The organism is Lysinibacillus sp. FW12 (assembly GCF_050817245.1).
Classification (GTDB): Bacteria; Bacillota; Bacilli; order Bacillales_A; family Planococcaceae; genus Lysinibacillus; species Lysinibacillus irui.
Genome location: NZ_CP139094.1, coordinates 4,107,778 through 4,128,989 on the forward strand (window position 1 = coordinate 4,107,778; position 21,212 = coordinate 4,128,989).

General features: G+C 32.6%; 13 protein-coding genes. 3 read left to right on the plus strand and 10 right to left on the minus strand.

All coding sequences use genetic code 11. The features are described 5' to 3' along the window. Positions 1-36: 36 nt before the first annotated feature. The 10 genes from SJW71_RS21130 to SJW71_RS21175 all read right to left on the minus strand — a co-directional run bounded on the left by SJW71_RS21130 (position 37) and on the right by SJW71_RS21175 (position 16,083). Positions 37-1,782, minus strand: a complete 1,746-nt coding sequence (locus SJW71_RS21130) for a tetratricopeptide repeat protein (protein WP_431811496.1) — start codon at positions 1,780-1,782, stop codon at positions 37-39. 22 nt (positions 1,783-1,804) lie between these two features. Continuing rightward, positions 1,805-2,917: a glycosyltransferase gene (locus tag SJW71_RS21135; protein WP_431811497.1), complete on the minus strand. Its 1,113-nt coding sequence runs from the start codon at positions 2,915-2,917 to the stop codon at positions 1,805-1,807. Positions 2,918-2,925: 8 nt separating this feature from the next. Then, on the minus strand, positions 2,926-4,146 hold the full coding sequence (locus SJW71_RS21140; RefSeq protein WP_431811498.1) for a glycosyltransferase: 1,221 nt from the start codon (positions 4,144-4,146) through the stop codon (positions 2,926-2,928). 43 nt (positions 4,147-4,189) lie between these two features. Then, the gene (locus tag SJW71_RS21145) at positions 4,190-6,799 is read right to left on the minus strand and encodes a glycosyltransferase (protein ID WP_431811499.1); all 2,610 of its coding nucleotides are present in this window, start codon (positions 6,797-6,799) and stop codon (positions 4,190-4,192) included. 18 nt (positions 6,800-6,817) lie between these two features. Further along, on the minus strand, positions 6,818-7,828 hold the full coding sequence (locus tag SJW71_RS21150; protein ID WP_431811500.1) for a methyltransferase domain-containing protein: 1,011 nt from the start codon (positions 7,826-7,828) through the stop codon (positions 6,818-6,820). Positions 7,829-7,859: 31 nt separating this feature from the next. Then, positions 7,860-9,116 carry an ABC transporter ATP-binding protein gene (locus SJW71_RS21155; protein WP_431811501.1) on the minus strand — a complete coding sequence of 419 codons (1,257 nt, stop codon included), beginning with the start codon at positions 9,114-9,116 and terminating at the stop codon, positions 7,860-7,862. A 12-nt stretch (positions 9,117-9,128) separates the two neighbouring features. After that, entirely contained in the window at positions 9,129-9,896 is a 768-nt protein-coding gene (locus tag SJW71_RS21160; RefSeq protein ID WP_431811502.1) for an ABC transporter permease, read from the minus strand. A gap of 5 nt (positions 9,897-9,901) precedes the next feature. Further along, a complete protein-coding gene (locus SJW71_RS21165; RefSeq protein ID WP_431811503.1) occupies positions 9,902-11,449 on the minus strand; it encodes an O-antigen ligase family protein in 1,548 nt (515 codons plus the stop codon). Beyond that, positions 11,442-11,963 (minus strand): tetratricopeptide repeat protein, encoded by a 522-nt coding sequence (locus SJW71_RS21170; RefSeq protein WP_431811504.1) that lies wholly within the window; start codon positions 11,961-11,963, stop codon positions 11,442-11,444. The genes SJW71_RS21165 and SJW71_RS21170 overlap by 8 nt, the downstream gene beginning before the upstream one ends. 892 nt (positions 11,964-12,855) lie before the next feature. Then, on the minus strand, positions 12,856-16,083 hold the full coding sequence (locus SJW71_RS21175; protein WP_431811505.1) for an S-layer homology domain-containing protein: 3,228 nt from the start codon (positions 16,081-16,083) through the stop codon (positions 12,856-12,858). Between the two features lie 621 nt (positions 16,084-16,704). Between SJW71_RS21175 and SJW71_RS21180 the strand changes: the two genes are divergently transcribed. From SJW71_RS21180 to SJW71_RS21190, 3 genes are all read left to right on the plus strand, one after another. Further along, positions 16,705-18,555, plus strand: a complete 1,851-nt coding sequence (locus tag SJW71_RS21180; RefSeq protein WP_431811506.1) for an S-layer homology domain-containing protein — start codon at positions 16,705-16,707, stop codon at positions 18,553-18,555. A 369-nt stretch (positions 18,556-18,924) separates the two neighbouring features. Continuing rightward, positions 18,925-19,647, plus strand: coding sequence for a WecB/TagA/CpsF family glycosyltransferase (locus tag SJW71_RS21185; protein ID WP_274797264.1), 723 nt, complete (start codon positions 18,925-18,927; stop codon positions 19,645-19,647). Further along, positions 19,644-21,200 carry a putative polysaccharide biosynthesis protein gene (locus tag SJW71_RS21190; RefSeq protein ID WP_431811507.1) on the plus strand — a complete coding sequence of 519 codons (1,557 nt, stop codon included), beginning with the start codon at positions 19,644-19,646 and terminating at the stop codon, positions 21,198-21,200. Before SJW71_RS21185 ends, SJW71_RS21190 begins: the two co-directional genes overlap by 4 nt. Positions 21,201-21,212 lie beyond the last annotated feature (12 nt).

The window sequence follows — 21,212 nt, forward strand, 5'->3', positions numbered from 1 at the left end:
GCTTGATACTCTCAAAAAATAAACATAATTACCACACTATTTTAATAAGGCCTTCACTCGCTCTAAGCTATCAAAAAAATATTTATTATTATCATCAATTTTTATAGCCTGTTCATAATAAGATAAAGCTGTGGTATAATCCCCCATACTTTCTTTTAATTGTCCCATAAAATAACTAGGATATGGATTTCCACCATTTGCCTTTTCCACTGCCTTAAGTAAAAATAATTCCGCATTTGCAAAATCTTTTATGTTCAAGTATTTTTTTCCCAACTCCATGTTCAAGTACCAATCATCATTTTCCTCAAGTTGATTTAATAATGTATTAATTTCAGGGTATAAAATTTGCGCTCTATTTTCTTTAATAAACTCTAATTCTTCGGAATTTGAATTAACATAATATTTTTTCAAAATACCGTTAGTATCATAAACAAAGATTTTATTATATTCTTCAATATTTACATTCCCAATATTTTTCAACTTTGTATAATTAGTATCATCTTCTATTCCCGTATTAAGCACAGTTAAATTCACCTTAATATCGAAAGTATCTTTTACAAAATACATAGATTTATACCAAGTTTCTTCAGTATTATATAGTCCTGTAATCAATACATTATCTTCTGGTTCAATATGTTCTTTTACGAAATTTAAACTTTTGTATATATTATTATTAACATTCTCTGGATAGACTGCCCACATGTTATCCGTATAATCATTTTTGTATCCTAATGTGGTTGTAAAATTCAGTATTAAAATCAAAGTTAAAATACTATTTACTATTCTTCTATCAATATCAATAGAAGATAAAACTAATACAACAGAACTTATTAATGGTACTGCAACCCAAACATAGTGTGGCACCACATGATTAGGTAATACCGAATAAGGAATATATGCTGAACAACCTATTACTAACATCATTATTATTTCCAGTATAAATTTTTTCTTGAATATAGATAACACAAACACTAAAAAAATGATTAAAATAATATAGAAATTAACTCCACTTTTTAAATAATAAAAAAATGTTTTTAATAAGGAGATCATATCGTAAGAAACAAAGTATGGAGAGTCTTTATCTGGACTAAAACTTACAAATGCACTTCCAATAATTTTACTTCTAATTAACGTAAGTATCAGTAATAATATACTTGAAATTGCTAAGTAAATTGCATATTTTCTTTTATTATATTTATTAATGAAAAATTGGAAAATGAAAAATACTATAATTGATAATCCATAAGTTTCTTTAGTCAATAGTGATAATAATATAAATAAACTTACTAGTAATGACTTTCTTAAATTCATCTCATACTTATACCAAACTAAAATAGCTACTAAGAAAAAGAAAAGTGCAATTGTACTAAAGATATCATATGTATAATTTATGTAAAATGTCGGATGAGAAAAAATTAATAATAAAAATAAAAGTTTTAAATATGTACTTATATTTTTACCAGTAATATTTTGGTAAATCTTAAATATCAAACAAATATTAAGAATAGTTATTACAATACCGAAAAGTAATATTGATTTGTAGCTCACCATACCCACTAAACTTAATAAAAAATCTCCAACTACTCTAGATGAAACAAAAAAATCCCAGAATGTATTTCCTTGAAAGTCTCTATAATAATCAATTTGATCTGAATGATGAGGTAAAACAGGATTGAAATACCCCGGGAAAATATATCTAAGGCTCAAAAAGTAACAAATGATTATCAGGGTAATATCCCCCATATTTCCTTTTAGTAAATATTTTAATGAAGCTTGTTTCATTTATTTAACTCCTTTTTGCATATCATAAATTTTTTAATAAAGGTAAAAGCTCTATTAAAACATTTTCCCAACTATATTGCGATACCCATTCAATATTATTTTCTAAAGGTCTTTGCAATAACATTTCCAAACTTTCATATATACTTTCTACAAAAAAAGGATTACAGTATTCTGCATTACACAAAAAATATTCCTTGGTAGGTTCTGTATCCGATACTGCTATGGGTAATCCTAAAGTAAGTGCTTCTAAAGAAGCCAAACCAGGAGTTTCTATAAAACTAGGTTGAATATGACCTTTACTACCTTTCAATATTTTAAAAACTTCTTCTTGAGGGAGGTGTTCTAAATAATATATATTGGATCCAGATATTGTTCTCAAAGTTTTAAAATAGTCTTCATAACCAAATGATGTTTTACCAATTAAAACAATATTTATATTTCCTAAGTTGGCTGCTTTTACTAAGTTTAGTTGATTCTTCCTTGGGCCAATGCCACCCACACAGCAAATATAATTTTCAGGTAAATTATATTTTTCTTTTATAGAATCTTCTTGTTCAATTTTCTCTAATTTGTTTAGATCTACACCATTATAAATTACCTTAACATTTTTATTTAATTGATCTAATTTAAAATTATCGTTTAAATGTTTCCATTCTGCATATGAATTAGGGCAAACATAATATGCATTTTTTAAAATATTTTTGATACACTGTTTTATATTAAATAACTCTGTTTCTTTAATGTTAAAAAAGTCTATAATTCCTTTATTATTTTTTAAGAATTTAAAAGCCCTTATATAAGATTTTAAAAAATCAGGCATAATTTTTTTTGCTAACATTCTTATATTGAATTGAACTGGCATTTTCAACGAATCTAAATTCCAATAAACTGGAAATGCAATATATGGCTTGCTATATTTTTCACAAGCTTTCATACATAAATAAGCTTCTAATGGATTGGTTAAATTAAAAATAAAAACATAATCATAGCTACTTAAATTTTCTAATGGATTGTCACTCACTGTAACTTTAAAATTATGGTTAATTAAAAAATCTTTTATTGCATTAATCTGTACAGTATCTCCACCAGGAAATTTCGAAGAATTCATTCGATCAAATATTAATACTTTTATCATGTTTCCTCTCAAATAATTTCATTTATTTTTTTTACACGTTTTTGCCATGTATGTTGCTCGGCTACGTTACGAAGTTTTTCAAGATGGTTCATTTCCGCTCCTATATTCAAAGCCACTTTGACTTGCTTTTCAAATTCTTCTTTAGTATCTCCTATAAAGACGCCTTCAATCTCTAAAACTTCTGGCAAGGGTGTACTAACTACACACTTTCCTCCTGCTAAATATTCAAAAACTTTAACTGGAGAAGTACTCAATGTAATCTCATTAATTAAAAACGGTAAAATTGCTACATCAAACAGGCTTAGTAAATGTGGGATTTTATTATATGAAACTCGTTTCAATACTTCTACTTTACCTATTTGCTTAAGTTCTTCTACCTGCATTTCAACTGTAGGATAAACCTCTCCTACTAATACAATAGTCCAATCTGGATTAGATTTTGCTATATATTTTACTGTATCAAAATCAAACCATTCAGCAATTGCACCATAATAACCAATAATTTTTTTATCTGCTGCTTTCACTTTTTCTAATTCTGGCCAATCAAATAAATCATAATTCATAAAATCTTCTATCGTAACAGCATTCGGCAAGTATAAAACATCTTTATTAAATATAGATAAATCATTTTTTATTGATTTTGCTGTAGCTAATAGACAATTACAATCTACAACAGACTTCTCAAAATCCTTTAAAATGTTATCATAGGTATCAAATGTATCTATATAGTCTATGCAATCATATATTTTAAATAGATTCGTATAAAGCCCCTCCCAATTATTAATTGTTTTTAATTGGTGTGGCCAATATTGCCAAACAAAGACTTGCTCGTTTGCACAACTTTTTATTAAAGTTGTTCCATCCTTGTTATCATTGAATAAATATAAATTAGGCTCTATTTCTAATAAGCCCCGAACATACCAATCTGGCTCATAAGGAAATGATGTGTCTACTATATAAAAAACAATATTCCCCTCTTTTGCTAATGCTCTAGCAATTTGTTGAGGTCTTTGAAACATATATCCCCATGGACAAGAGGGAGAAGGGAAAATAAAAATCTTCCCTTTATTCCCTTCTATAACATTAAGTATTTGTTTTTTTAAATCACTTTCTTTTGGAAACCTTAGTACTTTCCCTTTTACATTACGAGGCAATTTGTTGATAATCTTCCTTTGTATTATCTCTGGTTTATTTTGTAATACTCTTGAAATTTTCGCTATTAACTCCATTAAAATTTACCCCTGTTAATTTTTTCAGATTGCACTAAATCTGTTATACTGTTACACTTCCCTTCGATTCTTTAATAGCATTCAATATACTTGCATCAATAAAATCATTAAATTGAATTTTTTCATGGAATGTAACTTTTGATATAAGATCAATTGTATTAGTTATATATAGATTTTCTGTCACTTTTCTAAGTCCGTGATATTCTTCCCCATTGTAAAGTTTTGTAACAACTATCACTAACTGATTTTCTTTAATTTTGTTTTCTACAAATTGTTTAAATAATAAATTGTCATTAGACCATTCACCGATAATCACAATAAGATTTTTTTGTATTTCTTTAACCTTAGTAGCAATAGATGATGAATCAACTAAATTTAAGAACAATGAATTTGGAGGTTTGGGCATCATCCAGTCTTTATTCCATTTTTGTTCAAAATAGCTTTTGTTCTTTTCCCAAATATTCCTGTAATGCTCTGACTGTAATTTTTTGAAACTAACACTACCATGATGATAAATAAAAACATCTTCAACTATTACTAATTTATAACCTAAACTTTTTACTTTCTCGCAGTAATCATCATCTTCGAACATTCCGATTCCATAATTTATATCTAAATCCCCAGCTTTTTCATAAACTTCTTTTTTTATAGCTACACAATAAAAACCTAATAAATCGGTATATCTAAATTTCCCTTTATTAAATCGATTAAAATCTTGTAGCCATAATTCAGATGGACCGGAAATAGGGTTTGCTATACAAAAATCTAACATTTGATCATTTCCCACAGAATTTGAAACTGGGCCAGCCATACCAATATGAGTATTTTCTTTTAAAGGCTTAATAAGTTTTTCAATCCAATTTTGTGTGACGATTGTATCGTTATTTAATAAAATAATATATTCGCCCGTAGCTAAATTACAGCCTGCTTTATTTCCTCCTGCAAATCCTAGATTAACTGGAGAGAACAGAACTTTAATATTAGGATTTACAATTCGGGCTAATTGTATTTTTGTCTCATCTGTAGAATTATTATCAACAATAATAATTTCCAAGTTTGAATATTCATTGTTACGAATCAAACTTTCTAAACATTGCTTTGTATATGACCAGTTATTATATGTAACAATAACTATACTTACCTTTGGCTGTTTACTTGTTATAAATTGTTTTATTTCTTGATATCTAGTTTCCCATGTATTAATAGCAGCATATTTTTTTCTTTCTTCCACTAATTTTTTATTATTTTCAATTAAACTTTGTTTAATACTTTTCTCAAAATCTTCTACTGTATCAGCCAAATAAACTAATTCTTTCATGTACTCTAGTTCAGGTAGTTTTGTTGAAACAACAGGTTTACCTGCAGCCAAATATTCATATACTTTCACAGGGTTCGTAGCTAATGTTAAATTATTTATTAAAAATGGGATTAAACACACATCAAACTTATATAAGTAACTAGGTAAGCTTTCATATGTTACTTCGCCTGTTAAAATAATATTTGGCATTTTCTCTACCTGAGAAACATCACAACCAAAAGTATTCCCTACCAAAACAAAAGTCCAACTTGGATTACGTTTTGCTAATTTTTCAATTAGTCCAATATCGAACCACTCTGAGATAGCCCCATAGTATCCAATAACTGGCCCCTTTAAATTCTTCACTTCATTAGCAAAATCTGTAGTCTTTTTTGAAAAATGATTATACTCTCCTGCATTTCGGACAAGAAGAGTATTGGGGTTTTTTTGTATCACTTTTTCATACAACCTTTGCGAGGACGCTAATACTATATCTGATGAATATATTAATTTTTCTTCATTGGATAACATTTCACTTGAATTTGTTGAAAAACCTTCATGATCATCCATACAATCATAAATTGTAATATTATTTTCTAGATTTAACGAAACGTTCGCCCAGAATGGTAAATCCAGAATAGAATATGTTGCACCAATTCTAAATTTTATCTTTAAATATTCTATAGATTGATTAATAATTTGAAGGTCTTCTTCTTCAATTTTATCCTTATAAGCATTTAAAGGATTATTTGTACATAATTTCACCCAATAAATATTAGGCTGTAATTCTTTAATTACAGTATGCTTAGCTATCTCTTCATACGTTGGCTGGATATTTTTTAGACCATAGGTTTCAATTGAAAAATAAAATACCCTATGCCCATTTTTTTCGAATTGAACAGAGATTTGTTGAGGACGTTGCCACCTGAAATCCCATTCAATCACAGGAAATCTAAATAAATCAATTTGTTTAGGATATGCCGCAAATAATTCACTATGGTCTATATTAGATAACTTACTGCCTGATGACTGTTCCAAATTATAGTCTGGAATTTTATATTGTTCTATGTTTTGTAATTGAATGGGACTAAATCTTGCTAATTCTAAATTTTTCGGCACTGGTTTCTTTAATATTTTTAGTTTCAACCATTGTAAAAATTGTTTTTTTTCAATAGAATTTCCCTTTAAAAATTGCTCATTAATTCTTCGTGCTAAACACATTAATCTCCATGCTTTAGTAGACTGCACTACTTCGAGTCTATTATTGTAGTCTAAAGAATTTTGATAATAAAGCTCGTTTAATCTTTTGTGTAATTCTAAGTATTTTTGAATATCTATTTTATCATTATTAGTCATTACTTTTTCACCACTTTACTAATCTGTGCCATTGATATTCCCTCTTATATAAGCTGAGACTTCTTCAATTTTATTATTTAATTCTTCAATTATAAGATTTTTCTCGAGAATTTGTTCGTATAAAGATTTCCCCCACAAGGAAACTTCATTAATTTTTTGATTTTGTTTAAGAATTAATTGGTCTTTTTCTTCTAGATCACTTTGTTGTTTTTGAACAAACGCCGATATCTGCTCAATTTTCATATTTAATTCGCCAATCAAACTATCTCTATCTTTTACTTCCCTTGAAAGCTCACTTCCCCAACCACTTAATTGTAAGATTTCTTTTTTTTGCTCATGAAGTCTCTCGTTTACATTTTTCATATACTCTAAATCAGAGTTTAAAGTAACTATAGAACTTATATTATTCTTTTCAGTTAATAAGGTTTGCTTAGTATAAATAACAACAGCTTGCTTCCCATCCCATAAACTGTTTTGGATTAAACGACAGTCAACTTCTTTAAAATAAGAAAGCACAAACTCATTTATTCCTATTGGAAAACTATCATAGTTGAAAGTATAAAAATGTTCACTTAGGCGCTCTACCTCTTGAAATGGAACCATGATAATTAGATGTTGTTTTGTCTTCTCTAATAATTTTTTAACTATTTCAAATGGATTATTGAAGTGTTCTAAAACATTGGAAATGAAAATGATATCATAACATTTTGATAGATTATAAATATCGTCCTTAAAAAATCTGATATTTGGATATAATCCTTTAGCTTTTTCAATTGCAACTTCTGAAAAATCTATCCCATCAATATCAATAGTTTGATATTTCTGTTTGAAGATATTGGTTCCTTGACCTTCTGCGCACCCTGCATCACATACTGTTACATCCTGTAGAGTACTATTCATCCATTCCGGTAAATTATTAATTAATATATCCACAAAAAAATTTGTTTGTTGATGACCTTCCAAATCTTCCCAATCATTAATAAATCTCTCATCCCAATACTCATTACTATTAATATCTAATTTACTCATTATTAATTAATTTCCCCTTCATCATAAATTACTACTTGAAGTTCACATGTTGTTTGATCTGAGGTTGTACTAATGAAAAGAACCTTTTATTCCCTAGAACTTTAAAAACAACAGCATTTTCGATAAAATCGTAATAACTCGGATTATTATTGCTTCTATCTTCTGCTGATAACACTAATGAATAATCACCAGGTGTCAAAATATTTTCAAGGTCAAATTGTACTTCAATAAATTTATTTTTTGAATAATTTCCAAAGCTAATGCCTTCATCAAAAGTCGTTGATACAATTAAATCAAGACCATGTTTGTTTCTAAAGCTAAAAGCAAATCCTAAATTTTCAAAATCTATATCAGTATCTATTACTTCAGCTATAAACTTGATTGAGATTCTTTCGCCCCAATATAGAATATCCGTATCCTCGTCTACCTGATTAAAAATATTGAAATCCCTAATTACAACCTTATGATTTCCCCATCTAATTAGTTCTTTTTTAGGTTCTTTTTCTTTAATTTTTACCTTTTTAGCATTTACCAAGCTTTCAGCTTTTTCTTCTAAAAATAAACTCTTTACATATTCTGATGTTATTTCACTTGGGCTTCCTTCTTTAATGATCTCACCGTGTTGAAGCCAAATAACTCTACTACAAAAACTACGAATAGCCTGAACATCATGTGTTACCAAAATCACAGTAACACCTTTCGCTACCAATTTTTTCATATGATTCATGCATTTTAGAGAAAATGCCGCATCTCCTACAGCTAATGCTTCGTCAACTATTAGAATCTCTGGATCTATGCATGCCTGTACTGCATAAGCTAATCTAACAAACATACCACTCGAATATAGTTTTACTGGATGATATATAAAATCACCAATATCAGCAAAATCCAATATTTCCTGAAGCTTATCATCTATTTGCCTCTTTGTGAATCCAAGAATTGTAGCATTTAAATAAATATTTTCAAGGCCTGTGTATTCTGGATTAAACCCCGCCCCAAGCTCTAATAACGCAGATATTTTACCTTTAACCTCTAACTCTCCACTTGTTGGGGTTATAATTCCTGTAAGTATTTTCAAAAGCGTAGATTTTCCAGAACCATTTTTACCAATCAGCCCAATTGTTTCTCCACGTTTTATTTCTAACGATACGTCTCTTAAAGCAGAGAACTCTTTATAATATTTTTTTTTATTTATAAAGATAGCTTCTTTCAAACGGTCCATTTTATTTTCATATAACTTATAATCTTTTGTAAGATTTTTTATACTAATAACAATTTCATTTTCCATTCTATTTGCTCCTTATAATGAATCAGCAAAATGCGGACGCAATCTTCTAAAAATAATTACACCTATTATCAACATGATAATTGTTATAATCCAAAAATAAATAGTTAAATAAGGATGTTCCCAAAACCATGTTTTATATATAAGCGCCTCTCTATAACCATTGATAATATAATAAAAGGGATTTAATTTTAAATAAAAATTGTACTTTTCTGGAATTTGTTCTAAGGACCAAAATATAGGTGTTAGCCAGAAACCAAACTGTAAAATCACACTTATTATTTGACCTATATCTTTTAAAAATATTATTAAAGCAGATGAAATAAAAATAATCCCTGTTACTAAAACACATACTGCAAAACAGTAGTAAATTATCTGTAAACTATACCAATCTAACGAATATCCATAAGAGAGAAATATCCCAATAACAAAGATAATGAAAGCGAAGTGTATAACTAATCCAGAAAGTACTTTAACCAGGGGTAATAACTCAACTTTAAAAACTACTTTTTTTACCAAATAATCATTCTCAATAACAGAGTTTGTTCCATTATTTAGTATATCCGATATTAAAAACCACGGTATCATTCCACAGGATAACCATAAGATGAAAGGAAAATTATCCACTGGAGCAGATTTAAACCCAACCTCAAATACAAACCAGAAAACACCAATTGTAATAATTGGTGTAACAAAAGCCCATAGAATACCCAAATATGAACCTATATATTTCTTTTTAAAGTCTTTTAAAGTTAAATCTATTAATAATCTTATATTACTCATAATTTTTATACCTCATCGATATGCTCAGATGTTACATCCTCGCTTGCTTTTTTTTGCATGATACCTAAAATTATAAATAACGACGCAGCTGTTCCTGGCAATGTATCATTAAACACGGCTTGACACAAAAATGCTAAAGTAGCTACGGTTAATACAATAGTGCTAGTCTTTCCCTTAAAAACTACCTTTAAGCTTCTTACTACTACAATTACAATCAGTGCTAAAAATGCGACAAAACCAACAATTCCTGTCCCATATAAAACACCCAGATACATATTATGAGGTTTATCTACAATTACTTCTTGAGTTTCAAGATTGGCTCTTGCATCTTTATTATAGTGTGGGAAATTATAAATTAACGTGTCTAAACCATAGCCTAAAATTGGTCGGTCCTTTACTAAATCCATTATATATGACCAAATATAAACACGTCCGGAACCTGCACCCACGCCACTCTCAGCAGGAGATGGCAGTTCAAATTGAGTATCCGCAGCATATACACGATTATCCCAATTAAACATGTCACTACTAAAAGATAATGATTTTTCTTGATATGGATTATTTGAAATAAAGAAACCAAATGACTCATCCCATACTTTAGCATTCTCTTTTGCAAGCACATGAACTCCTGCTACGGAAACCATACAAAATACAACTACTTGCCCTAAAGCAAACACTTTTTTGTCATGCTTAAATGCTATCCATAAAATGAAAGGTAACATGACAATCATTGTTAAGAAACCGCTCGTTGATAGAGACATTAGTACAATTAATATTGATAAAATTGATAAAACAAAACTAGAAATTTTATCAAGCATATTTTTACCTACAACGCTATTCACTAAAAACATAGTCGCTATAATTGCAAACATCCCACTCATATAGTTACCATGGTTTAATGTTCCTACTAAATGAGAACCTTCTGAAAGGTTCACATCACTTGGCAGAAATAAAGTTACTAATTTCTTCATCCATGCATATTGTAAAAGATCATTACCTGTAAAATTGAAAATAATAATGATAAAATTAATGATTGTTAATGGTGTAAAAGCATATGTTACATATTTAACTACCTTTTTTGGGTATTCAATATTCATCGCAATAAAAAACAACGCTAAATAACATAGCCAGCTAATTGCACCATCTGAACGATTGTATTGACCATGTAATGCAATCGAAATGTTTGGTGAAAATATTGTTGATAACACAATTGCTACTGCAAATGCTCCCAATGCATAATTCAATTTTGTTTTTAGGATTTTGCCATCCATAAATAAAACTTTTGCCATAAATAGTAATGCTGCTAACACCGTAATACCAACAACAGCTAGTGCTTTATAGTGTGTAAACAGGTCACCTTTTGCTCCCCCCATTAATGCACTAACATTTGAAATCAATGGTGACTGGATCTCTATTACACTCCCCATAACTATTAATGGTACCAATCCAATTACAATAAGAAGTAACCCAAAAATCCACTTATCCATAGATTTTTGTGATTGAATATCCTCCTCAACATCACGATAGGCAACTTTTTCGTAAAACTTACTCATTATCCGTACCTTCCTTTGATTGCGAATTTTCAATTTGAGCTAATAATGTTGTTACATACTCTTGATAGTCTGGAATATCTTCCAATGTCCATTGTGATTCCTGACAACGTAATAACACGATTTTTGCTTCTTCAAATTTCTCTGCACCTAAAAATATTTCTCCCAATTGAAGCATAAATTTTGGGTCTTCAACCTTATATGGATTAATATCTAAAACTTTTTGCACATATATCGATGCTTGCTTAAAATCACCATTTCGGGCATTTGTTAGACCTGCTACATAATTAGCAACTTCTGAATTTGGCTGCTTTTTTAATACTTCTGAAAGCATTGTTATTGAACCTTCTAAATCACTATCTGCTTGTAATTGTATGGCTTGATTATATAAAGTCTCAGACATCAAAAAATCTTCGTCTTGTTTGCTTGCTAAAACACTCGCCACTATTAGTCCTACTACAACTAACGCGACAATCCCTGACAAAATATATTTTCTTATTGATTCCGTGAATGTCATTATAAGTCTACCTTCCTCGAATTATGTATTTTTGCACATAGAGTTATTATACTATAAAATTACATCCACATATAGGATATAACTCCAACTATTAAAAATATCTCTGAATAAAAGAGAAAATTTCTTATACAACCAAAATAGTTACATTTGATTATTCAAAAGTACTTTATGGTACTTACTATGAAAAGGTAAATAACCAATGAGTTCCATAAAAGTGCTTAATTGCGAACAATTTAACTTTTATGTCTGTTTGACTAACAAGTTTTTTAACGCCAGATTAAAAGGAACACCTGTTAATCGCTTAAATTAGGTAAATATATTTTCACTGATACACAACAAGATGAAATAAATAATGGTGAGAAATTATTGAAGTTAAATAGGAATAATATAAGAAGGATACTTTAAAGGAATAAATGGCATGAAAGAAAATAAATCCATTTACATGAAAATAGATAAAAGCAAGCGAGTATAATAAACCAAAGTAGTGAAGTGGAGTGCCATTGCTAGAGTTTTCAATGTATACATACACACAAGTAGATTATTGTTAGTTCTGATTTTGTATGTGGCCATTACCTATATAAGTCCAAAAAGTATTTTTAGTCATACCTTTATATCTGAAGGGGTATTTTTCCTACATCTACTTTGATTTGTCCACTAATTAATCTGCCTTCTATATAGCGAAGATGAAGTGATATTTACAATTCAATGTAAAGTGACCGAATTTTTTATTCGCAGGAAATCTCTATAGAGGTAGTGTGGTGCTAAGTCTTGAATTTAGGTACGGGTGTTTTTAACATCCTCTAAAAACTCTATAAAATCACTCACAAACTATTTAAAAATGCAAAAGGACTTCGTGGAGAATCCACAAAGTCCTTTTGCTTAAAATTATAGTTTATTCAATAACTATACCAGTAGCAGGAACAATTACTTGGTTCTTTTTAGTAGTATCAGTTACTGTGAATGTAGTAATAGGACCTGTAACTCCTGTACCTGCAAATTTCACAGTTACAGTTTTCTTACCATTTGATGTAGAAGCTACAGTACCAGTAGTAGCGTTAACAGTTACTGCATCTCCATTTGCAACGTTTAATGCATCAGAGAATGTAAATGTAACTTCTTGAGCTTTACCTAGCACACCAGGTTGGCTAGTTTTTGTAGTACCGTTAAGAACAACATCAAAAGTACCATCTTTATCAACTGTTAATGTAAGCACTGAACCATTTACAGAAGCTTTTACAGTTGTATTACGATTAATTTTGAATGCTAAATCAGCTAAGCTGTTAAAGTCGTTTGACTCAGATGTTACAGTTCCACCCCAATAAGATGTGAATGTTTTACCATCTACTGTCAACGTGTTACCCATTGTATTAAGGGAAGCAGCGTCAATAGTTGTAGTTGCAGGTGTACCAGCAACATAAGCAACTGTTTGAACAGCTTTTGTTAAATTAGATTTATACTGATCAACAGCAACTTTATCAGCAGATGTACCACCAATAAGTGCACGCACGATAGTAAATGTTACTTTACCATCAGCATCTTTACTGTATTGTACTTCAACACCTGTAGAATACTTTTCTAATTCTGCAACAAATGCATCTAAATCTGCAAGTGTAGCATTGTTTTCAGTTACAAACTTAGCATCTTTAAGTGAAATAGCTTTTTTACCTTTAAATGTTAAAGTTTTGTCTGCTTTATTAACAGATACAACTTGACCAATGTAGTTGTTTGTTACATCAGTTGTTGCTGTGAATGTTGCAGTTGCTTCTTTAGCAGTAAATGCAAAATCTTTACCATCAGCAGGGTTGATAGCGATACCAGTAGCAATCACACGTACAGATGATGATTTTTCAGCATTAGCAAGTTGAACTGCTAAATTCTCTGAAGATAACTCACCTGGGTATGATAATGTAATACTACGATTTGGTGAAACAGTTTTTCCTGAAACAACAACATCATTTGCACCTGTGTTAAACACTGTGTACGACACTGATTTAGTAGTAGCTTTAATTACTTTATCACTTTGGTTTACTAATTCTGCTTTAAATGTTGCTACTTGACCATCTTCAAATTTAGTTTGTTTCTTACCATTATTATCGTAAGATTTAACTGATGCTCCATCAAGGTAAGCACGTTGGAAGTAAGAAATTGGCGCAACTGTTTTTGGTTCGCCTTCATCAAGAGTAGCTTCTTTTGCATTAGAAGTATTGATATCAATCCAAGCAACTGGTGTTGCATAGTCATCTACTTTACTAGAACCGATAACAAATGTAGCTTCACCTTTTTCATTTGTTTTCACAGAAATTTGTTTACCGTTGTTTTCAGTAACGTATACATCATTATCAGTATCAATGAATTTAGCATCTGTAACTGTTGAAATTACACGGTCTAAATCTTCATTGAATGCTACATTAACGACTTCATTTTTCGCTAATTTACCATCTTTATCTTTTACGATAATTTTGTATTCGCGGCCATTATCTGAACCAATTGCTGCTACTTCGCCACCCTCACGAGTTACTTCGATAGTGTAGTCTGCTTGTACTGCTGCAAATTTCACTTTTGAAGCAGAAGCTTGTAATAAAGAAGCTTTGTAAAGATTTGCACTCTCATTTGTAGTAGTATTTAAGTCAAATACTACAGGTGTCACTTCTGCGTTTGTACCAGAAACTGTGAATGTAGCTTCACCTTTAGAATCTGTAGTTACGCGAGCTGTTAATGGAGCAGTATTGTTGTTTAATTGTTTTGCAGCAACACCGTTCACTGTAGCGTTTGCTACTTTATCAGATGTTACGTTCATGTTTTCAGCAAAACCAACGTTGAATGTTTTGTTAGCTTCTGGTTTACCAGTTTTAGGGTTTTTATAAGTAACTTTGTAAGTTTTGTTAGCCCCGTTGTTAATTGTAGCACCTGTAGTTACTTCTTCAACTGAAAGAATTGTATCTACACCCCAGAATACATAACCAAGTGAGAATTTAGAACGATCACCAGTTGCATAAGCAGTTACTTCATCAACACCGTCTTTATAACGAGTGTAAGAGTAAGTAGCGATACCTTCTTCATTTGTTACTGCTTCACCTACGATTGTTGGGTGAACAGCATCATTTGTGTTTCCTGGGATACTGAAAGTTACAGGGATACCAGCTTTAGATTGACCTTCGCCAACAGTAACTTTAGCTTGAACTTTAACGTCTTGGCCAAGTTTACCTTGAACTGCAGAAGATACTAGTTCTACTTTAGTTGGAACTACAGCAGCAATACCTTTAAATCCGCCGATTGTTTCGCCGTCAAGAGTTAAAACATACTCTTTTTCAGCTGTTTGAGAAGCTGTTGTTAAAACAACTACTTTTTTGTTTGATTGTTTAACAGAAGCGTTTTTGATTTCTAAGCCATCGATTTTGAAGTTAAGCGCTTGAACGTTAGTAACCTCTTCGTCGAATGTTACTTCAACAGTTGTGTTGTTGATAGCTTTAACAAATGCTGCTTCTTCTGGAGTTTCACCTTCAACTTTGTCTAAAGTACGTTTGAATACTAAAGCGAAGTCTTGACGAGTGATTGAGCTGTTAGGGTTAAGTTTGTTAGCGTCAGTACCTTCGAAAACGCCGTTAGCTACTGCGATTTCTAAGTATTTTTTAGCCCAAGGTTTTACTTGAGAAGCGTCAGCGAATTGGCTAAGATCTGCTTCACCTTCTAAATCGAAAGCTTCTACTAAAATTTTAGCAGCTTCAGAACGAGTTAGAGATTTGTTTGGTGCGAATTCAGTTGTGCTTACACCTTCAAAAATACCGTTTTCTACAACAGCAGTAATTGAGTTGTAGTACCAAGCGCCAGCTTTCACGTCTTTGAAGTTTACATCGCCACTAGCAGTTAAATCTAAAGCTTTTGCGAAGATTTCAGCAGCTTGTGCACGTGTAACTGTGTTAAGTGGGTTGAAGTTCCCTTTAGTGTCACCTTGGATAACGCCAGCGTCTACTAAAGATTGAACTGCTTCCTTAGCATAACCAGAGATTTTGTTGTAGTCGTTTACTTGCGCAGCAGATGCTACAGGTACGATTGCAGATGCAACTAATGCAGCTGTTGCTGATGCCGCGAAGAACTTACGGCCTTTGTTTTGCTTTGCCATTAATGTATTCCTCCCTAAAATTCCTTAAATTGATATTAATCCAATGAAAACTATAGTACCGCCTAGTTACCTAAATGTATGTATTATAGCTTTCTTGAATAATACAAAACTAAAGCAAATTTGTTAGTAAATTTACTAGAAAAAGCGTAGTAGAATACCATTCTAGTAAGTTTATTCACTTTCTACAATAATATAACACTATCTTTTCCAAAATTCAAGCACTGGGACATAAAATTAGTTATAGAAGATTTTTTTACCATGGTATTTAATAGATACCAATATCATTCCAACTAATTATCCCCTCAATTGTATTGGTAACATATAGTTCCGTTACCTATTATACCTTACTCTCAATAATAACCAAGCATTTTCTGGAATGGTTACTAAATTGTCAAAAATTAAAGACTCCCGTAATAATTTAGTTATAATTGTAAAGAAACAGAAATATAAAAGACGTTTTTTAGCGAATTGTGCCTTCCCTTCTTCTTCTTTATAAGTTTCTTCTATTATTTATGCGATCAAGCTATCTGTCCTTATGTTGTAATGATAGATTTCCTTTTTTTATGCTACACTTTTAATAGTTTGATAGAACATCATCAGCTATTGAAGGGAGCTAAAAAAATGAAACGTAAATTTCCTCTATACGGGGCAGTGCTTGCAGGTATGTTATATCTTGCACCTACTTCCGCTTCAGCAGAAGATATTTCTAAGCACTGGGCCTACAATGAAATGAACTATCTAATTACCCACGATTTAATGAAAGGTGATGAATTCGGCAATTATCGTCCGAATGATGCTGTGACTCGAGCTGAATTTGCCGCTTTTCTAGTTCGAACACTTAACTTACCAGCGGCTTCTAGTCAAGGAACCTTCTCAGATGTGAAGAAAGGTGACTGGTATTACGGAGTCATCGAGCAAGCAAGCTATCACGGTCTGATTAAAGGTGATGAGCAAGGCAAATTTAACCCGAACGCTCATATTAATCGTCAGGAAATGGCGGCTATGTTAAAAAGAGCTCTCACTTATCAAAACATCACCACATCTTCCTCCCCTATTACGTTTAGTGATAATGCTCGTATTGCCAAATGGGCCTATGCAGATGTACAAGCTGTCGTAACAACAGGACTACTTGTCGGGAAGCCTAATAACCAATTTGCACCTCTTGCCCAAACAACTCGTGCAGAGGCAGCTACCGTGCTCTATCGTTTAATCCATCTAGAAGCACCTGAAACAGGTGGTAAGCAGTACACTACGACGAACTACTCACACGATTATTCAACGGTTGTCAGTAAGCAGGCAAAGAATAATCCAAAGGTCGATGGTGCTGGTATTTTCACGGCTAGCGAGGCACTAGTGTCATACTATGTACACCCAAAAAGTTTTATGCAGGATAGCCCATCATATTATCAATTTTTAAAATTATCTACTGTAGTGAACAACCTGAATGCAAAGGAATTGAATGACAAGGTACTTGCGAATAAAGGAAGCTTAGCGGGGACAGCTGAAGCCTTTATTCAGGCGGGTGTTGATAACAATATCAATGCCATTTATTTGGTATCCCATGCCCTTCATGAAACAGCGAATGGTGGCTCTACACTAATCAAAGGCGTTGAGGTTGGTTTAGATACAAATGGTAAACCGATGATGGTGACAGCTGAAAATCGTGATAAATTAACGGAAATCAAGAAAACATATAATGCTTACGGTATTGGCGCTATTGATGCTGATGCGAATAAATATGGTGCTGAGCGTGCCTATACAAATGGCTGGTTTACTGTTGAAGATGCCATTATTGGTGGTGCACAATTTGTAAAGGATCAGTATATTAGTAAGGGCCAGGATACGCTCTATAAAATGCGCTGGAATCCAGATAATCCAACAGTGCATCAGTATGCAACACATGTAATGTGGGCAGTGATTCAGGCGAAGAAAATATACGATATCTACGAATTAATTGGAGCTCATACGACTACCAATTTAGTGTTTGATGTGCCAGCTTATCAAAGTCAGTCTTCTGCTCCATCCTTACCGAGCCCATCGAAGCAATATGCGCTAGATCCAGGCTTAGCTGGGGCTACTGGAAAGGCAACGATCAATCTCAATATGAGAACGTACCCGACTACGACGGATAATGCTTCAATTATTACGAATTTGCCACAGGATACATCCTTCAAGGTACTTGGCGAAAATGGTGGTTGGTTGAAAGTAAATGTTAACGGCCAAGAGGGCTGGGTCTTTGATGATTATGTAAGCCTTGAAAATGGTCTACAAATTGTCAACATGACTATTACCCTCAATGTTAGAAGTGAGCCATCTACTACAAGTACAATTTTAGGGACAGTTAAACCGAATGGCTTTATTATCGGTGCTGTCGATGATAAGGGTGAATTCATTAAAAAGGATGCCTGGTATCAGGTTATCTACAACGGAAAAACAGGCTGGGTGCATGGCGATTATATTGTAAAAAAATAATTCGATTGTGAAGAGTGCGATATGGTTTCGCACTCTTTTTAAGCTATTTTTTCGTTCAACGTTTTTACCACTATATAATAGAAGAAACTCGAAATTTTAGGGAATGGATATTAAATTTTTCTCCTAAAATTTAGTGGGAATTTAGGCATATCTTGATAACGAAATTTTATTTTAAGCACTAGGTTCTTTCCCTCTATGACTATTGACATTCTTTTCGCCTTCCATTCATTTGTCCTTGATATACCCCCATTCATCACCGTTAAACCCTTCACGAAAATTTCCTGTCAATATTGCTTTTATGGTATGATAGATTGCAGTGAAAAAGGAATTACAGAAAGGTTTGAACACTATATGAGGCATGTAACGATTATGGGCGTACCCTTTTTACATATTGGTCAGCAAGGGTTTGTAGATTTACTCGTTAATCGTATTGAACAGCAAGAAAAAACTTTCGTTGTGACAGCCAATCCAGAAGTTGTCATGCAGGCAAATGAGAACCCTACTGTGATGAGTTATTTACAGCAGGCAACTTATATTTGTGCGGATGGCATCGGTGTCGTGAAAGCTGCACAAATACTGGGAGATTCACTTCCTGAACGTGTAACAGGCTATGATACGATGGTACGACTGCTGGAAGTTGGTCAGCAAAAGCGTTTTAAAATTTATTTATTAGGTGCACAAAAAGAAACAATTGAAAAGACCGTTGCCAATATTAATAAAAACTATCCGAATGTGGATGTTGTTGGCTATCATGATGGCTACTTTGATTGGAATAACAATGATTTTGCCAATGAAATTGCTACACTACAGCCCGATCTTGTGTTTGTAGCGTTAGGTGTACCAAGACAGGAAAAATGGATTACGGAAAATCTTGAGAAGTTTTCAAAGGGCGTATTTATTGGCGTAGGCGGCTCCTTTGATGTTATTGCAGGAACTGTAAAGCGTGCGCCCGTTATTTGGCAAAAGCTTAACCTTGAATGGCTCTATCGACTGCTGCGCCAGCCAAGCCGTTTTGGTAGAATGCTTGTGCTTCCTCGCTTTGCTTTAAAGGTTTTCGCATTAAAGCTTAAAGGTCAGGGCAAAACAAAATGAGTCAGTCAACATTTGTTAAAAGTACACTCATCTTAACCATTGCAACATTACTTTCGAAAGTAATCGGCAGTATTTTCCGTATACCGCTTCAAAATATTGCGGGTGATGAAGTACTTGGTATTTTCAGTCTTGTCTATCCTGTCTATATGGTGGCACTGTATCTATCCGTTGCGGGTATCCCGATCGCTATTTCTAAGCTGATTGCGGAAGCTAGAACGAGTGAAGATACTGCCAAAATTAAGAAAATATATGTGACGGCAAGAATCCTTGCACTATCCTTTGGCGTCATTAGTTTTACAATCATTTATAGCTTTTCAGAGCAAATAGCGAATGCACTCGGTGGCCCTTCAACAGAGATTGCGCTAATCATTGTTGCCCTGACATTACTTGTTGCTCCCTATATGGCTGTCTATCGAGGATTTTTCCAAGGCTTCGGAGATATGCGACCTACTGCCATCTCTCAGGTGATTGAGCAGTTAGTACGGGTTGCGTTAATTTTAATTGTTGCGTATTTCCTAGTTGCGATGGATTATTCAAATGACATTGTCGCAGGTGGCATTATGGCCGGCTCTGTTCTTGGTGCACTCGGTTCACTTTTCTATTTACTCTTTAAATATTTCCGTTCTTCGGTAAAAGTGACGAGCAAGGAGAAATATTCAGGTAAGGATTTCTCCACATATAGTAAAACGATTTTAAAAATCTCGATTCCGATTGCGATTGGTTCTGTTACAATGGCACTCTTTAACTTTGTTGATTCTTTTACGGTCACATATGGATTGAGAAATGCTGGAGCAGATGCGAGTGAAATTAGCTACCTGTACGGGATTTATGGACGAGGACTGACATTAGTTCAAATTACGACTGTTTTTGCTTCTTCCATTATCTTGCCATTGGTGCCACTTATTACAACAAAGCTTGCAGAGCGTAAATTGGATGAAACTCGTGGCATTATTGAACAAACACATCGTATGACACATCTTATTTCATGGCCAGCTGCGATAGGACTGCTAGCCTTAACCTTGCCTTTAAATCTAGCACTTTTCAAAGACTTAGAGGGAGGCTTAATGTTAGCGATCATTAACCTAAGCTCTGTCTTTACTTCCCTGACATTGCTAGGAACGGGTATTTTACAGGGAATGAATGCTGCCAAGGCAGGCGCCCTCATTATTTTGAGCGGTGTTGTGCTGAAGATATTTTCTAACATCTTCTTTATTCAAGCATTCGGCTTAGATGGCGCTGCCTATGCAACTTTGCTTGTGTATTTTGTGTTATTTATTGTGAATTCTGTCTTTATTTATCGTACGATTCGCTTCACTGTCCTTGGAAAAAATACGGTGAAAATGATTGTGGCTTCGATTGTTATGGGGGCAGCAGTTGGATTACCAACACTTTGGCTTAATTTTACACAGTGGTCAAGAATGGCGGCAATGGGTTATTTAACAGTTGCCATTATCGTTGGAGGAGTTCTTTACTTCCTGCTACTATGGCTAATGAAAGCTATTCATAAACAAGATTTAAAGAAAATCCCTGTTATCGGAAAAAGATTTTCATAAATAAGAGAGGTA

Bases quoted from the DNA above. Each gene is read 5' to 3' on its own strand.
- SJW71_RS21130 (WP_431811496.1), bottom strand. From the start codon at position 1,782: ATGAAACAAGCTTCATTAAAATATTTACTAAAAGGAAATATGGGGGAT.
- SJW71_RS21135 (WP_431811497.1), bottom strand. From the start codon at position 2,917: ATGATAAAAGTATTAATATTTGATCGAATGAATTCTTCGAAATTTCCT.
- SJW71_RS21140 (WP_431811498.1), bottom strand. From the start codon at position 4,146: ATGGAGTTAATAGCGAAAATTTCAAGAGTATTACAAAATAAACCAGAG.
- SJW71_RS21145 (WP_431811499.1), bottom strand. From the start codon at position 6,799: ATGACTAATAATGATAAAATAGATATTCAAAAATACTTAGAATTACAC.
- SJW71_RS21150 (WP_431811500.1), bottom strand. From the start codon at position 7,828: ATGAGTAAATTAGATATTAATAGTAATGAGTATTGGGATGAGAGATTT.
- SJW71_RS21155 (WP_431811501.1), bottom strand. From the start codon at position 9,116: ATGGAAAATGAAATTGTTATTAGTATAAAAAATCTTACAAAAGATTAT.
- SJW71_RS21160 (WP_431811502.1), bottom strand. From the start codon at position 9,896: ATGAGTAATATAAGATTATTAATAGATTTAACTTTAAAAGACTTTAAA.
- SJW71_RS21165 (WP_431811503.1), bottom strand. From the start codon at position 11,449: ATGAGTAAGTTTTACGAAAAAGTTGCCTATCGTGATGTTGAGGAGGAT.
- SJW71_RS21170 (WP_431811504.1), bottom strand. From the start codon at position 11,963: ATGACATTCACGGAATCAATAAGAAAATATATTTTGTCAGGGATTGTC.
- SJW71_RS21175 (WP_431811505.1), bottom strand. From the start codon at position 16,083: ATGGCAAAGCAAAACAAAGGCCGTAAGTTCTTCGCGGCATCAGCAACA.
- SJW71_RS21180 (WP_431811506.1), top strand. From the start codon at position 16,705: ATGAAACGTAAATTTCCTCTATACGGGGCAGTGCTTGCAGGTATGTTA.
- SJW71_RS21185 (WP_274797264.1), top strand. From the start codon at position 18,925: ATGGGCGTACCCTTTTTACATATTGGTCAGCAAGGGTTTGTAGATTTA.
- SJW71_RS21190 (WP_431811507.1), top strand. From the start codon at position 19,644: ATGAGTCAGTCAACATTTGTTAAAAGTACACTCATCTTAACCATTGCA.